Genomic DNA, 13,822 nt, shown 5'->3' on the forward strand with positions numbered 1-13,822 from the left:
CGATATCCGAAGGTGTCCATGACCGCGCCTCCGACGTTGCCGAAGTCCAGGCAGCAGTTGATTCTTGCCGTTCTTATGTTCTGTTCGCTGCTGATCTGGCTGGACAATACCGTCCTCAGTACCGCGTTGAAGACCCTTTCGGACCCGGTCCGTGGACTGGGGGCCGATCCCGGTCAGCTGCAATGGGCGACCGGTTCGTACACTCTGGCCTTCGCCACATTGATGTTCACCGCCGGCGCATTGGGCGATCGGTTCGGTCACCGGACCGTGTTTTCCAGTGGGTTGGTGATCTTCGCCGGCTCGTCGCTGTGGGCGGCGTACGCGAGCGATGCGGGCCAGCTGATCGCAGCTCGTGCTGTGATGGGCGTGGGCAGCGCGCTGATCACGCCCGCCATGATGGCCATCCTCATGTGGACCTTCACCGGCCCCGCACGGGCTGCCGCGATCGGGATTTTCTCGACATCGGCAGGTGTCGGAATGGCTGCCGGCCCGGTGCTGGCGGGATTCCTGCTCGATCATTTCTGGTGGGGTTCGGTCTTTCTGGTCAATGTCCCGGTCGCGGCATTGGCGTTGGTCGGGCTCGCCGTGCTGGTTCCGAATTTCCGCAGCCCCACTCTGCGGCCACTGGACCCCGCTGGAATGTTGCTCTCGATCGGTGGGCTCGTGGCGTTGGCCTACGGGCTGATCCGGGCGGGGCAGGTGGCTGTGTGGAGTCATGCCGACGTGTGGGCGCCGGTCGTTGTCGGCCTGGTTCTGCTGGCCGTTTTCGTACTCGTCGAACTGCGCGTCAAGGTGCCCGGCTTTGATCCGCGACTGCTCGCGAAACGTGCATTCGGTGGCGGGAATGTGGCGCTCGGATTGCTGCTCTTCGCCGTGGCCGCCATCACCTTCTACAACGCGTTCTACCTGCAAGGCGCGCTCGGGCTTTCGCCGATGCAGGCGGGTACGGCCACTGTCCCGACCGCATTGGGTGCGCTCGCGGGGGCGCCGCTCGCCGCGCGCCTGGTTCGCCGCCTGTCGCTGCGCGCTGTCGCCGTGCCGGCGCTGACCGTGGCTGCGCTGACCATGGGCGCGTACGGGTTCCTCGAACTCCGCACTCCACTCATCTGGATCGAGATCCTGTTGTTGATACAGGGCCTCTCGATCAGCATGGTGATCGGCCCCGTTACGGCCGCGTTGATCAGCGACCTGCCGTTGGAACAGGCCGGTGCGGGATCGGCCGTCACCAACACCGTGCGACAGACCGGCAGTGTGATCGGAATCGCCGTGGGCGGCACGATCATGTCGATCGTGTACCGACGCGCGATCGAACCTTCACTGGAGGGTGCCCCCGGCCCGGTGCAGGATCAGGCGCGGGTTTCCGCCGAACAGGCCCGCCACGTCGCCACCGCTGTCGACCGGCCCGCTCTTGCCCACGCCGCCGATGATGCGTTCATCCAGGCCATGCACGTCGGCGCGGGCTGGATCGCGGTCATCGCACTCCTCGGAGCAGCCGTGCTGCTGATCACGTTGCCTGCTGCCGGAAAGAAGAAGGGCCCGATACCGGAGCAGGGTCCGATGCCGGAGCCGGACTCCGAACAGGCCCGCAGCCCCGCCTGAGAGTGTGATGGCGGAAGCCGGTCCCGGGCCCGCCGCCGGTCCGCCGGGGCGAGGACGACCGGGGCCGCCTGCCGCGGACGGACCGGCGAGACAAGGGCAGGCGCGCGCCCTCAGTCGGACCAGACGACCGGGCTGTCGCTGTACGCGTCACCCTCGTCGAACGCGGCGGCCGTGACGGGCGAGGTCTTCGTCGCGCTGAGCGCGCAGGTCTCGTACGACGCGCCCTTGGTGGTGAAGTCGCTGGGCGCGGTCTCGTTGTCGCACTTGCCCGGGAGGTCGCCGATCAGTACGACGCCCGTGCCGCCACCGCCCTCCAGCACACCGTCCAGCTTCAGCGACGCGTACGACAGGTCGGTGCCGCCGACGTTCTCCACCTTCATCTTGATGAAGTAGGGCGTCATTCCCTTCGCCTTGTCGCCGAAGGCGGCCATGTCGGCCTCGGTGCCCTTCTCGATCGCCGTGACGGTCACGGCGATGGTGCCCTTCTTCTGGCTCGTGTACTCGAACGGCAGGACAGCCCTGTCGCCGACCGCGAGTTTCGTGCCCGGCGCGGTGACGTCCCCCTCGGCAGGAGCGGCACCGTCGTCGCTGCCGGCCGTCGTGCTCCCGCTGCTCGGCTCGGACGATGCCGGGGCGGGGGCCGGCGCCGACGCCGCCGGCGAGTCCTGCGCCGCCGACCCCTCCTCGTCGCTGTTGCAGGCCGACAGCCCGAGCCCCATGGTGACCACAGCAGCCGCGAACACGAAGCGTCCCTTGTGCACTATTACCTCACTGGTAACGAGAGCTGCCCGATACGACAGCTCGAACGTTCAATTGCCGCAAGAAATGACCGGCAACACGGCCGGACCTGCCGGAACGGCATGCCGACGGCCTTTCGTTGCCGAGGCGCACCGTGACACATCCCGGAATACGGCCGGCACACGCCGGGAATACGTGGTGGGCGGCAAGGGCTCAGCGGATCGTGGAAGCCACGGCAGCGGCCTCGTCGGCCAGATACCTCGCGGCGCCGTCGTCTCCCGCCGCCGCCCGCAGCCGGGCGAGCCTGTCCAGCACTCCCGCAAGCAGGTACGGGTAGTCGATACGGCGGGCCACCTCGACCGCGTGCTCCCCCTGCGCGATCGCGGCTTGCGGATCCTGCCGGTCGTGCAGGTGGAGATCGAGCAGGTCGATGAGGACACGGGTCTCGAACATGGGGTCATGGAGGGCGCGCGCGACCTCGACGCCTTCGAGGAGACGGCGGCGCGCATCGGCGTACTCACCTCGGGCCAGGTGGAGGCAGCCCCAGGCGTGGGCCAGGTAGAAGGCGCCCGACGGCCCGATGTCCGAGGCGTACGCGGTCAGCTCGGCGAACGACTTCTCCGCCTCCGCGTGACGGCCGAGCGCGAGCTGCGCATGGCCGAGCCAGTAGGTGTCCCGCGCGATCAGGGTCCGGATCCCCTGCTGGCGGGCCCCGGCGACGATCTCCGTGAAGACCTCCACCGCGGCTGTCGGCCTCCCCGCCTGCAGGTGGGCGAGGCCGACCTGTGAGTACGCGTGCAGGGCCGCCGCGACCTGCCCGCCGGCGTCGAGCCGTGCGTAGGCCTCGCTTCCCGCCGTGATCGCCTCGGTCAGACGTCCGTTGGGCACGAGGAAGAACGGCGCGTTGCTCAGCGCCTCCAGGTAACCGCGCCGGTCCCCGATCTGCTCGAACAGGACCATGGCCTCGGTGTTGGACTCCTCGGCTGGACCGTACCGACGCCGGGTGTAGCGCAGCCCGGCCATCGAGATGAGCAGTCTGGCCCGGCCACGCACGTTGCCCGCGGCCTTGGCCAGGCCCATCGCCGTCTCGTAGCACTCCTGCCAGTCGTCGAAGTACCGCTCCGTCTCGAACAGCGCGTGGCCGCCCACGGCCAGCTCCCAGCAGAGCTCGTCCTTGCCCAGCTCCGCGGCCTGCCGCACACCCGTCACCAACGGGACGCGCTCCGAGTCCAGCAGCGTCATCGGCGGTACGGAAGGCGGCAGGCTTGCCTCGACCCGCTCCGGCCGCCACCGGGAGGCGTCCCGCTGGAACATGTTCTGGCCCATGTGGTCGCGGTCGGCGATGTCCGTGAGGGCCAGAAGGGCGCTGAGGACGCGGACGACCGCATCGTCCCGCGCCTCGGCCGGCTCCTCCAGCTCCGCGCGTTCTCTCGCGTAGGCGCGGATCAGGTCGTGGAAGCCGTAACGCGCCTGACCGTTGGGCGTTCCCGTGACGTCGAGCAGGTGGACGTCGACCAGTTCGTCGAGGAGTTCCTGGGCCGCGCGCAGTTCGGTGTCGACCGCTGCGGCAGCCGCCCAGAGCGGGAAGTCGGGTGCCTCCAGCAGCCCGAGGAGCCGGAACAGCCGCCGTGCCTCGGGCCGGAGCCCTTCGTAGCTCAGCCCGAAACTGGACCGCACTTCGAGATCGCGATAGCGGAGCGCGTCGAGCCGGTGCTGTTCGTCCGCCAGCCGCGACACGAGGTCCGCCGGGCGCCAGTGCGGTCGTGACAAGAGGAGCGACCCGACGATCCGCAGCGCGAGCGGCAGCCGCGCACACAGCCGGACCAGGTCGGACAGCTCCGCGGGAGTGGCCGAGGCCGACCGGCCGTCCGTGCTGTTGCGCAGCATGGCCAGACTGTCGGCCTCGGACATCGCGCGGAGCTCCGTCCGGTGCGCGCCACCCAGACCGCCCAGCCGCACGCGGCCGGTGGCGATCACCCCGCACGTACCGCTGGCCGGCATCAGGGGAGCCAACTGCTCCTCGTCGTACGCGTCGTCGAGCACCACCAGGATCCGGCGTTCCGCGAGCAGGCCCCGGTAGAGATCCGTGCGCTCCTCCGGGTCGTCCGGCACGGCGGTGGCGGGCACTCCGAGCGCACGCAGGAAGCGGCCGAGCACGGTGACCGGGTCGACCGGCTGGGTGCGTGCGCCGGCCAGTGCCGCGAACAGCTGCCCATCGGGGTACGAGGACCTGAGGCGATGCGCGGCCTGCACCGCGAGCGCGGTCTTGCCGATCCCGCCGGGGCCCGAGATGGTCACCACCGCGGCCGGTTCGTCAGCTGCGCGGTCCTTGCGGAGCACCGCCTCGATCTCCGCCAGCTCCGCCTGCTGGCCGCTGAAGTCGCCGAGTGTCGGAGGCAGCATCCGGGCGGTGTCGGCGGTCGGGTGTTCCGGCTCCTCCGCCGTGGTCGCCGGATCCAGTGCGGGGTCCCCGCCGAGGATGGTCCGGTGCAGGTCCCGCAGCTTCGGCCCGGGCTCCAGACCGGTCTCCTCGGCCAGGACGCCACGCACCTGGGCATAAGCCAGCAGCGCGTCCGCCCGCCGGCCACAGCGGTAGAGCGCCAGCATGAGCTGGGCCCACATCCGCTCGCGGAACGGGTGTTCCATCGTCAGCGCGGTCAGCTCGCCGAGGAGCTCGCTGTGCCGACCGAGCCGGAGGTCGACGTCGATCCGCTCTTCGAGCACGCCGAGCCGCATTTCGTCGAGGCGGGCGGCCTCCGAGGTCAGAGCCGGGACGTCGGCGATCCCGGCGTACGCGGGTCCCCGCCAGAGGTCCAGTGCCTCGTCGAAGAGCCGACGCGACTGATCCGGATCGCCGGCCGTCAGCGCCGCTCGGGCCATGCCCGCCAGATCTTCGAAACGTGCGGCGTCCAGCTCGTCGCGGTCGGCACGCAACACATAGCCCTGGCCCTGCCGGGTGATGCGTCCCGGATCCCCCAGGTGCTGCCGGAGCCGGTGGACGTAGGTCTGCACGTTCTTGGCGGCGCTCTTCGGCTGCGCCTCGCCCCAGATGGCCTCCGCCAGAGCGTCATCGGCGACCGGCCGGCCCGCCCGGCACAGCAGGACCGCCAGGAGCACCCGCCCTTTCGGCGTGCCCAGTTCCAGCGGTACGCCGGCCCGCCACACCGTCAGCGGGCCCAATACTCCGAAGTCCACAGCCGCCCCCGCCCTTCGGCGGTAACTGTAGCGGCCGCGCGGCGTCGGCTGCCTGACGGAGCTGATGTCGACCCCGATCAACTCGGCAGCTCTTGTGGGCCTGTTCGGGGGCTCTGCGACGTTTGGTCCCTGCGCCGTCAGGTGAAGCTGGAAGCCGCCGGACCGTACCCGAACAGCACCACGGTCCCCGCCCAGCCCCAGACCTGGGCGTCGGCCGGCCATGCGCGGCCGACGGGGGAGGGCAGTTGCCATGCGGGCGCGGAATCGGGGGATATCTGGCCGTCGGGCCGGGGCGGTTCGATCAGTCGGTCGGGGGTTCGTGCCGTCGCGAGCATGTCCTCGTCCGTTTCCGTCCTCGGTGGGTGGGGGTGGGTCCCGTGCCGGAGGGCAGGGGCACGGGACCCGGATCAGGGATGGGTCAGGCCGCGGTGCCGGTGGCGTCGAGCGTGACGGGGATGTTGTCCCGCGTGGCCTTGGAGTACGGGCAGATCCGGTGGGCGGCACGCGTGAGTTACTCGGCGGTCGCCTGGTCCACACCGCCGAGTACGGGGCTGAGGACCGCGGAGAGGGAGAACTCGCCGTCGTCGCCGTGGGTGAGCGTGATCTCGGCGGTGATGGTGGTTCCGGCGAGCCGGATCCTGCGACTGGCGGCGGCGCGGCGCAGGGCACCGAGGAAGCAGGCGGCCCAGCCGGCGGCGAGCAGTTGCTCCGGGTTGGTCGCGTCGCCGGCGCCGCCGAACTCCTTGGGGACGGCGAGCCGGGTTTCGAGGAGGCCGTCGGCGGAGCGGACGTGTCCGCCGTTGCGGCCCTCTCCGTCGACGTCGACACGGGCGGTGTAGGTGACTGCCATGGCTCTGCTCCCCATCCGGGACGAAGGTTCGGGTCGGCCTCAGGTCCGGGACATCTGTGCGTCACCGGTTCAAGAGGTGACGTCATCATGGTGAGCGGTTGAGTCACCTGTCAAGGTGGTGATGAAGGGCGTTGGTCTCTTTGCCCAACTGCCCGTTGGGTGGGTCCTTATGGCGCTTCGGTGCCCCCTTCACGAAAGGCGATCCGCATGCGTCACCGGTTTGACAGGTGACGCCAGTCGTGCGAGTGTCATCGCATCACCAGCCGCCGAGGCCTCGTTTTCGAGGTGCGGGCGGAGGTCTCTGGCCGCGGGCCGGTCGCAGGACAGACGTGACGGAGGGTTTTGCATGATCAACAGGCGTATGTTCACCAGGGCCGTCGGCCTGGGCGCCGGCGCGGCCGCGGTCTCGCTGACCGGCCCGCAGCCCCTCGCGTCCGCCAAGGGCGGCGCGACGGCATCGCCCGCACCGGGCGGGGTACCCGCCCGCACCGTGCCCGCCGTCACCCCCGGCACCCACACCGCTTTCCGCACGCTGCGGCACGTCAGGGCGGGCGTCCTCGACATCGCGTACGCCGAGGCCGGGCCCGCCCACGGCCCGGTCGTGGTGTGCCTGCACGGCTGGCCCTACGACATCCACAGTTACGTCGACGTCGCCCCGCTCCTCGCCGACCTCGGGTACCGCGTGGTCGTTCCCTTTCTGCGCGGCCACGGCGGCACGCGCTTCCTGTCCCGCCGTACTCCCCGCACCGCCGAGCAGTCCGCCGTCGCGCTCGACATCATCGCCCTGATGGACGCCCTCAAGATCGAGAAGGCGGTGCTCGCCGGGTTCGACTGGGGCTCGCGCACGGCCGACATCATCGCGGCCCTGTGGCCCGAGCGCGTCAAGGCCCTCGTCTCGACCGGCGGTTACCTCATCACCGACCTCAAGGCCCAGCAGTCGCCCGCCCCCGCGGCCGTGGAGCACAACTGGTGGTACCAGTGGTACTTCGCCACCGAGCGCGGCAAGAAGGCGATGGAGAGCGTCGACGAGCGCCTCGCCCTGTGCCGCTACGTGTGGACCCTCGTCTCGCCGAACTGGGACTTCGACGACGCCACCTTCCGGCGCACCGCGGAGGCCTTCAAGAACCCCGACCACGCGGCCGTCGTCCTGTTCAACTACCGCTGGCGAATCGGCCTGGTCGAAGGGGACCGCCGCTACAGCCGCTACGAGGCGCAGCTCGCCGCCCGGCCGCCCATCGGCGTCCCCACGATCACCCTCGACCCGGCCCTCGACCCCTTCACCGCGCCCGGTGACGGCACCGCCTACCGCGACCACTTCACGGGCCCCTATGAGCACCGCACCATCGCCGACATCGGCCACAACCTGCCGCAGGAGGCGCCGACCGCCTTCGCGCAGGCCGTCGTCGACGCCGACCACCTCTGACGGTGCGCCGGCGGACCGAAGGAGAGAACCACATGATCGTCTACGACCGGCTGTTCATCGGAAGCTCCTGGACGGAGCCGAGCGACCCGGCGCTCCTCGACCTCGCCTCACCGCACGACCGGTCGGTGATCGGCCGGGCCGCCCAGGCGCGGCCGGCGGACGTGGACCGTGCGGTGGCAGCGGCGCGGGCCTCGTTCGACGCGGGCGTGTGGCGCACCACCCCGCCGGCGCGGCGGATCGCGCTCCTGCGGCGGTTCAACGCACTGCGCGAGGAGAACGCCGAGAAGGTCGCGCAGCTGATCTCGATGGAGAACGGCTCGGCGCTCTGGTTCACCCGCGCCGGGCAGCCGGGTCTGACCCGGCAGGCGAACGCCTGTCTGCAGGCGGCGGAGGAGTTCGCCTGGGAGGAGACGCTTGCTTCCTCCGACCCGGCGTCACCGGTGCGCAGTGTGGTGCGCCGTGAAGCGGTGGGTGTGGTGGCGGCCGTGATTCCGTGGAACTCGCCGTTCTCGTCGGCCACTTCGAAAATCATCCCGGCCCTGGTCGCCGGCAACTCGGTGGTCCTCAAGGTGTCCCCGGAGAACTCGCTGAGCATGGGCTTCCTGGCCGAACTGCTGGAGCGCGCAGGGCTGCCCGACGGTGTCGTCAGCGTCCTGCCCGCGGACCGGGAGACCAGCGAGTACCTGGTGTCGCACCCGCAGGTCGACAAGATCGCCTTCACCGGCTCGACAAGGGCCGGCCGCCGTATCGCCTCGATCGCGGGGGAGCAGCTCAAGCGGGTCAGTCTGGAGCTGGGCGGCAAGTCCGCCGCGGTCATCCTCCCGGACGCCGACATCGACACGGCCGTCGCGGGCCTGAAGTTCGGCTCCTTGCTCAACAACGGCGAGTCGTGCATCGCCCAGACAAGGATCCTCGCGCCGCGCGGCCGGTACGAGGAGGTCGTCACGGCGCTCAGGGACCTGGTCGAGTCGTTGAAGGTGGGAGACCCGAACGACCCCGACACCTTCATCGGCCCGATGATCCGCCCCGACCAGCAGCAGCGGGTGCGCACCTACATCCAGCTCGGCATCGAGGAGGGCGCCCGCCTGGTCACCGGCGGCCCGCAGATCCCCGAGGGCCTGGAGAAGGGCAACTACGTCACCCCCACCGTCTTCGCCGATGTCGACAACTCGATGCGCATCGCGCAGGAGGAGATCTTCGGCCCGGTCCTGGTCGTCATCGCCTACGACGACGAGGACGACGCCGTACGGATCGCCGACGACTCCGCGTACGGCCTGTCCGGCGGCGTCTGGTCCTCCGACGAGGAGCACGCCCTGGCGGTCGCCCGCCGCATTCGCACCGGCACCGTCACGGTCAACGGCGCTCCCGTCGCCTTCGACGGTCCCTTCGGCGGCTTCAAGGCCAGCGGAATCGGCCGCGAGTACGGCGCGGTGGGCCTCGGCACCTACACCGAGTACAAGACCATCACCGTCTGACCGTCACCATCCGACCGTCGAAGTGGAGGTACGACCCATGAACAAGGAACTCACCTCGGACACCGCCGCGGTGGCGGCACGCCACGCACGCTACGGCAGGCTCCCCGAGCGCATCCGCTTCGAGGACATGAGCGAGGGGGCGCAGGACACGCAGGGCAAGGCCACTTCGTACGACCCCGAGGGCTCATGGAAGTTCTACTCGTGCCTGGCTCTCGACCTGGGGCTGTAGACCGCCCTCGGACCGCCCGGCCGCTGACGCGGTCGTCCCGAACGGTTCGCCGGCCACGGTTCCCCGTGGTCGGCGAACAGCTGTGTCAGGAGATCACCGAGCAGCGGCCGGCGCCGTCTTCTTACGGGCGCGGTAGGCCGCCGCCTTGATCTTGTTGCCGCAGGACTCCATACCGCACCACTGCCGCCGCATGCCCCGGGAGCGGTCGATGTAGACCCGCGTGCACTCGGGGTTTCCGCACTCCTTGAGCAGCGGGACGTCCGGGCCGCTGAGCAGTTCGACGGCCTGCCGGGCGACGGTGGCCAGGGCCTGTGCGGGCGTCGCGTCGGTGTGCCGGCCCGCCACGGTGAGCTGCGGCGTCGCCGGGACCTGGCGCGCGGCGGCGTTGAGCACCGCGAGGGCCTCCCGGTCGAACTCCTCGCCGAGGCGGCGGTCGGTGATGAGCCGGTAGACGGCCTCGCGCACCGCGATCGCCTCCCGGACGTCGTCCTCCCCGCCGGGCATGATCGTGTCCACGAGCCCGGACTCCAGGTACCAGGCGGTCAGCCGGTCCGGCGTCGCGAACATCTCGAAGCGGGTCGAGCGCCGGGCACGCAGGGTGGCCGCGAAGTCGAGCGCCGGGTGCCCGCACACGAAGACATGGTCAAGATTCACGTCACCATCTTGACAGGTGACCGCGCTGAGGTGCAAGGCTCGTCACTGTTTCAGCCGGTGTCGCCGCAGCTCACCCCTGCGGACCGGCGCATCGCCTCCGGCTGTCCCTCTCCCGGCTCCAGCCGCAGCTCACGGCCCTGCCACCGGCGGCGCAGCCAGCGGTCGTGGCTCGCGACCACGATCGCGCCCGGTCCGCTGCCCAGGGCCGCCTCCAACTCGTCGCACAGGCGCGGCGAGAGGTGGTTCGTGGGCTCGTCGAGCAGCAGCAGCCGGGGCGGCCGGGCCATCAGCAGCGCCAGCGCCAGCCGGCGGCGCTGCCCCACCGACACCTGCCCGACCGGCTTGTCCAGGTCCGCCTCGGCCAGCAGACCGAGGCGGACCAGCGGCACCCTCTCGGCCCGCTCCGGGCCCAGCGCCAGGGCGTACGTGTCCCGGACCGTCCGTTCCGGCCGGTCGAACACGGTGTCCTGCGTCAGCAGCCCCACCGTCAGCCCGGGCCGCCTGCGCACCTCGCCCTCTGCCGCGAGGCGGCCGGCGAGCACCGCGAGCAGGGTCGACTTGCCCGCCCCGTTGCCGCCGGTGACCAGCAGCCGCTCGGTCGCCGACACCTCGAGGCCGGACAGCGCGAGCCGCCCCGGCACCCGAACGTCCCGCAGGGACACCAGGGGTTCCGGTCCCTCCTGTGTCAGCGGCGCCGGCTGCGGTGCGGCGAATCGCAACGGGAGCGGCGGCGCTGCCACCCGGGTGTGTTCCAGTTCCTCGAGCCGCCGGCTCGCGTCGCGCACGCGGCGGGAGATCTGGCTCTGCACGCGGCCCGCCCGGTGGCCGTAGCCCATCTTCTCGTTGTCGCGAGGCCCTCGGTCCGGTGCGAGCCGGTGCCCGGTCACCCCCGCCGCGTGCCGCAGCGCCTCCAGTTCCTCCTGCTCCTCGGCGTACCGGCGCTCCCAGCGCTGCCGCTCGGCGCGCTTCTCGCAGACGTAGGCGCTGTAGTTGCCGCCGTGGCGGACCGGGCCGTCCACCGCCGGATCGAGGTCGATCAGGTCGGTGCACACGGCGTCGAGGAACGCCCGGTCATGGCCGGCCACGACCACGGCCCCGGGCAGGCCGCGCAGTTGCTCCTCCAGGAACGCGGCGGCGCCGTCGTCGAGGTGGTTGGTCGGCTCGTCGAGCAGCAGCGCCGGCGGCCGCCGCACGAGCAGCGCCGCCAGCGCCAGCCGGCCCCGCTGTCCGCCGGACAGCGAGCCGAGCGTCCGGTCGTGGGCGAGCGCGCCGAGACCCAGCCCGTCCAGCACCAGGGCCGCCCGGCGGTCGGCGTCCCAGGACTCCCGTTCCTCGGCCCGCTCCAGCCGCCTGCCGTACGCGTCGAGCAGAGCGGGGTGGCCCGGATCGTCCTCCGGGACACGGGCCAGTTCCTCGCCGAGGCGTTCGAGCTGCGTGAGGTCCTCGCGGGCCTCGCGCAGCGCGTCGTCCAGCACCGCCGCGATCGTGGACCCGGTGTCGAACGGCATCTCCTGGTGCAGGAAGCCGAGGCCTGCCGGGCGCGAGACGCTCCCGGCGTCGGGTTCGTCCACGCCGGCCAGCACCCGCAGCAGGGTGGACTTGCCGACGCCGTTCTCCCCGATCAGGCCGATGCGGTGGCCGGGGGACGCGGTCAGGGACACGCCGTCGAGGACGCGGCGGCCGCCCAGGTCGCGGACGAGGTCATGGGCGAGCAGAGCGGGCTGGGGCACAGGGAACCGTCCGACGCGATCGGTGATCCGCCCGCCGGGCACGAGGCCTCGGACGCGGGCCGCTGCACACACCGGCGGCTCACACCGCGGGGGCTCCCGTCGCCTCGAGCGTGCCGTCGGCCAGCCGGAGCCAGCGGTTCACGCCGATCTCGGCGAGGAACCGCTCGTCGTGGCTGACCACCATGAACGCGCCCCGGTAGGAGTTGAGCGCACTCTCCAGCTGGCCCGCGCTGACCAGGTCGAGGTTGTTGGTCGGCTCGTCGAGCAGCAGCAGATGCGGAGCCGGCTCGGCGCACAGGACGCAGGCAAGGGTGGCACGCAGCCGCTCCCCGCCGGAGAGCACCCCGACGGGCAGGTGCGCCCGGGGGCCGCGGAACAGGAAGCGCGCGAGCAGGTTCATCCGCTCCGCCTCGGGCCGCTCCGGCGCGAACGCGGCGAAGTTCTCCGCCACGGTGCGGTCCGGATCCAGCAGGTCCAGGCGCTGCGAGAGATAGGCGATGCGGCCGTCGTTGCGCTTGATCTCACCGCTCTTCGGGGCGAGTTCACCGGTGATCAGCCGCAGCAGGGTGGTCTTGCCGGCGCCGTTGGGCCCCGTCAGCGCGATGCGCTCGGGCCCGCGTACCAAGAGGTCGACGCCGCCCTCGGCGAACACGTCCTCTCCGCCGTGCCGGACCTGCATCCCCTCGCCGAGGAACAGGTTGCGTCCGGCGGGCACTTGCGTGTCGGGCAGGTCCAGGGTGATGCGCTGCTCCTCGCGCAGCGCGCGCTCGGCCTCGTCGAGGCGACCCCTTGCCTCGCCGACCCGGGACGCGTGCGTCTGGCCGGCGCGGCCCGCGGACTCCTGCGCGCCCCGCTTCATGTTGCCGGCGAAGATGCGCGGCAGGCCGGCGTTCTTGAGGTTGCGGGCGGCGTTGCTCGCGCGGCGCTCGGCGCGTTCGCGGGCCTGCTGCAGCTCCCGCTTCTCCCGCTTCAGCTCCTGCTCGGCGTTGCGGACGTTCTTCTCCGCGACCTCGCGCTCGGCACGCACCGCCTCCTCGTAGGCGGTGAAGTTGCCGCCGTAGAAGCGCAGTTGTGAGCTGCCGAGCTCGGCGATGCTGTCCATGCGGTCGAGCAGGGCGCGGTCGTGGGCGACCAGCACAAGCAGGCCGTTGAAGTCCGCCAGCACGTCGTACAGCTTGTGCCGGGCGTCCCGGTCGAGGTTGTTGGTCGGCTCGTCGAGCAGCAGGACGTCGGGGCGCTTGAGCAGTTGTGCGGCGAGGCCGAGCGAGACGACCTGGCCGCCGCTGAGTGTGTTCAGGCTGCGGTCGAGGGCGAGGCCGGCCAGGCCGAGACGGTCGAGCTGGGCGCGGGTGCGCTCCTCGACGTCCCAGTCGTCGCCGATGGTGGTGAAGTGCTCCTCGCTCACGTCGCCGGACTCGACGGCGTCCAGCGCGCGGATGACCTCGGAGACGCCGAGCACCTCGGCGACGGTGAGGTCACCGGTCAGGGGGAGGGTCTGCGGCACGTGACCGAGCGTGCCGCTGACGGTCACCGAGCCGGTGGTGGGCCGCAGTTCGCCCGCGATCAGTTTGAGCAGGGTGCTCTTGCCGGAGCCGTTGGGCGCGACCAGGCCCGTGCTGCCGGTGGACATGGTGAAGGACAGGTCGTGGAAGACCGGGGTGTCGTCGGGCCAGGCGAACGACAGGTTCGAGCAGACGATGGCGTGGGACATGGAAGAGACCTCGGGATCGCTGAGGGCGAAGACAGCTCCGCCCTGGGCAGACGTGCGGAAAAGGGGTACGACGAACGGGCCCTTCGGCGGCGCTTCTTCAGCGCGTCCGGTGGCCGTCAGATCCGGATCTCACCCGGAGATGTCGTCGTCACCAACCACGTCTGCGTCTCCTCGATTCATGGTCAACGTCCCTGGCAGCTTAGCAGTCGGCGCCGGTT

10 protein-coding genes and 1 pseudogene are annotated in these 13,822 nt (G+C 71.1%); 4 read left to right on the plus strand and 7 right to left on the minus strand.

Annotation, left to right across the window (positions count from 1 at the left end; genetic code table 11):
- Window positions 1–18: 18 nt before the first annotated feature.
- Window positions 19–1,599 (plus strand): MFS transporter, encoded by a 1,581-nt coding sequence (locus SPRI_RS32135; RefSeq protein WP_106428481.1) that lies wholly within the window; start codon window positions 19–21, stop codon window positions 1,597–1,599.
- 110 nt (window positions 1,600–1,709) lie between these two features.
- On the opposite strand, the gene SPRI_RS32140 is transcribed toward SPRI_RS32135, so the two are convergent.
- The 4 genes and pseudogenes from SPRI_RS32140 to SPRI_RS32155 form a co-directional block, all read right to left on the minus strand.
- Window positions 1,710–2,363: a hypothetical protein gene (locus tag SPRI_RS32140; RefSeq protein ID WP_037775378.1), complete on the minus strand. Its 654-nt coding sequence runs from the start codon at window positions 2,361–2,363 to the stop codon at window positions 1,710–1,712.
- A 187-nt stretch (window positions 2,364–2,550) separates the two neighbouring features.
- Window positions 2,551–5,532 carry an AfsR/SARP family transcriptional regulator gene (locus SPRI_RS32145; RefSeq protein ID WP_005320634.1) on the minus strand — a complete coding sequence of 994 codons (2,982 nt, stop codon included), beginning with the start codon at window positions 5,530–5,532 and terminating at the stop codon, window positions 2,551–2,553.
- 137 nt (window positions 5,533–5,669) lie between these two features.
- On the minus strand, window positions 5,670–5,867 hold the full coding sequence (locus tag SPRI_RS38605; RefSeq protein ID WP_005320636.1) for a hypothetical protein: 198 nt from the start codon (window positions 5,865–5,867) through the stop codon (window positions 5,670–5,672).
- A gap of 83 nt (window positions 5,868–5,950) precedes the next feature.
- A pseudogene (locus tag SPRI_RS32155) lies at window positions 5,951–6,382 on the minus strand (Ohr family peroxiredoxin).
- Between the two features lie 346 nt (window positions 6,383–6,728).
- Here SPRI_RS32155 and SPRI_RS32160 point away from each other — a divergent pair.
- The 3 genes from SPRI_RS32160 to SPRI_RS32170 are packed head-to-tail and all read left to right on the plus strand — an operon-like array spanning window position 6,729 to window position 9,509.
- Window positions 6,729–7,805, plus strand: a complete 1,077-nt coding sequence (locus SPRI_RS32160) for an alpha/beta fold hydrolase (protein ID WP_037775379.1) — start codon at window positions 6,729–6,731, stop codon at window positions 7,803–7,805.
- Window positions 7,806–7,837: 32 nt separating this feature from the next.
- On the plus strand, window positions 7,838–9,280 hold the full coding sequence (locus tag SPRI_RS32165; protein WP_005320641.1) for an aldehyde dehydrogenase: 1,443 nt from the start codon (window positions 7,838–7,840) through the stop codon (window positions 9,278–9,280).
- Between the two features lie 37 nt (window positions 9,281–9,317).
- The gene (locus SPRI_RS32170) at window positions 9,318–9,509 is read left to right on the plus strand and encodes a hypothetical protein (RefSeq protein WP_037775380.1); all 192 of its coding nucleotides are present in this window, start codon (window positions 9,318–9,320) and stop codon (window positions 9,507–9,509) included.
- A 93-nt stretch (window positions 9,510–9,602) separates the two neighbouring features.
- Here the strand turns inward: SPRI_RS32170 and SPRI_RS32175 are convergent, their stop codons facing one another.
- The 3 genes from SPRI_RS32175 to abc-f form a co-directional block, all read right to left on the minus strand.
- On the minus strand, window positions 9,603–10,163 hold the full coding sequence (locus SPRI_RS32175; protein ID WP_037775382.1) for a CGNR zinc finger domain-containing protein: 561 nt from the start codon (window positions 10,161–10,163) through the stop codon (window positions 9,603–9,605).
- 50 nt (window positions 10,164–10,213) lie between these two features.
- Entirely contained in the window at window positions 10,214–11,893 is a 1,680-nt protein-coding gene (locus tag SPRI_RS32180) for an ABC-F family ATP-binding cassette domain-containing protein (RefSeq protein ID WP_037777176.1), read from the minus strand.
- A 79-nt stretch (window positions 11,894–11,972) separates the two neighbouring features.
- Window positions 11,973–13,604 (minus strand): ribosomal protection-like ABC-F family protein, encoded by a 1,632-nt coding sequence (abc-f, locus tag SPRI_RS32185; RefSeq protein WP_005320650.1) that lies wholly within the window; start codon window positions 13,602–13,604, stop codon window positions 11,973–11,975.
- Between the last annotated feature and the right edge of the window lie 218 nt (window positions 13,605–13,822).

It is taken from the genome of Streptomyces pristinaespiralis (assembly GCF_001278075.1).
In the GTDB taxonomy this organism is placed as follows: domain Bacteria; phylum Actinomycetota; class Actinomycetes; order Streptomycetales; family Streptomycetaceae; genus Streptomyces; species Streptomyces pristinaespiralis.

Coding starts and splice junctions, on each gene's coding strand:
- SPRI_RS32135 (WP_106428481.1), top strand. CDS start 19: ATGACCGCGCCTCCGACGTTGCCGAAGTCCAGGCAGCAGTTGATTCTT.
- SPRI_RS38605 (WP_005320636.1), bottom strand. CDS start 5,867: ATGCTCGCGACGGCACGAACCCCCGACCGACTGATCGAACCGCCCCGG.
- SPRI_RS32160 (WP_037775379.1), top strand. CDS start 6,729: ATGATCAACAGGCGTATGTTCACCAGGGCCGTCGGCCTGGGCGCCGGC.
- SPRI_RS32165 (WP_005320641.1), top strand. CDS start 7,838: ATGATCGTCTACGACCGGCTGTTCATCGGAAGCTCCTGGACGGAGCCG.
- SPRI_RS32170 (WP_037775380.1), top strand. CDS start 9,318: ATGAACAAGGAACTCACCTCGGACACCGCCGCGGTGGCGGCACGCCAC.
- abc-f (WP_005320650.1), bottom strand. CDS start 13,604: ATGTCCCACGCCATCGTCTGCTCGAACCTGTCGTTCGCCTGGCCCGAC.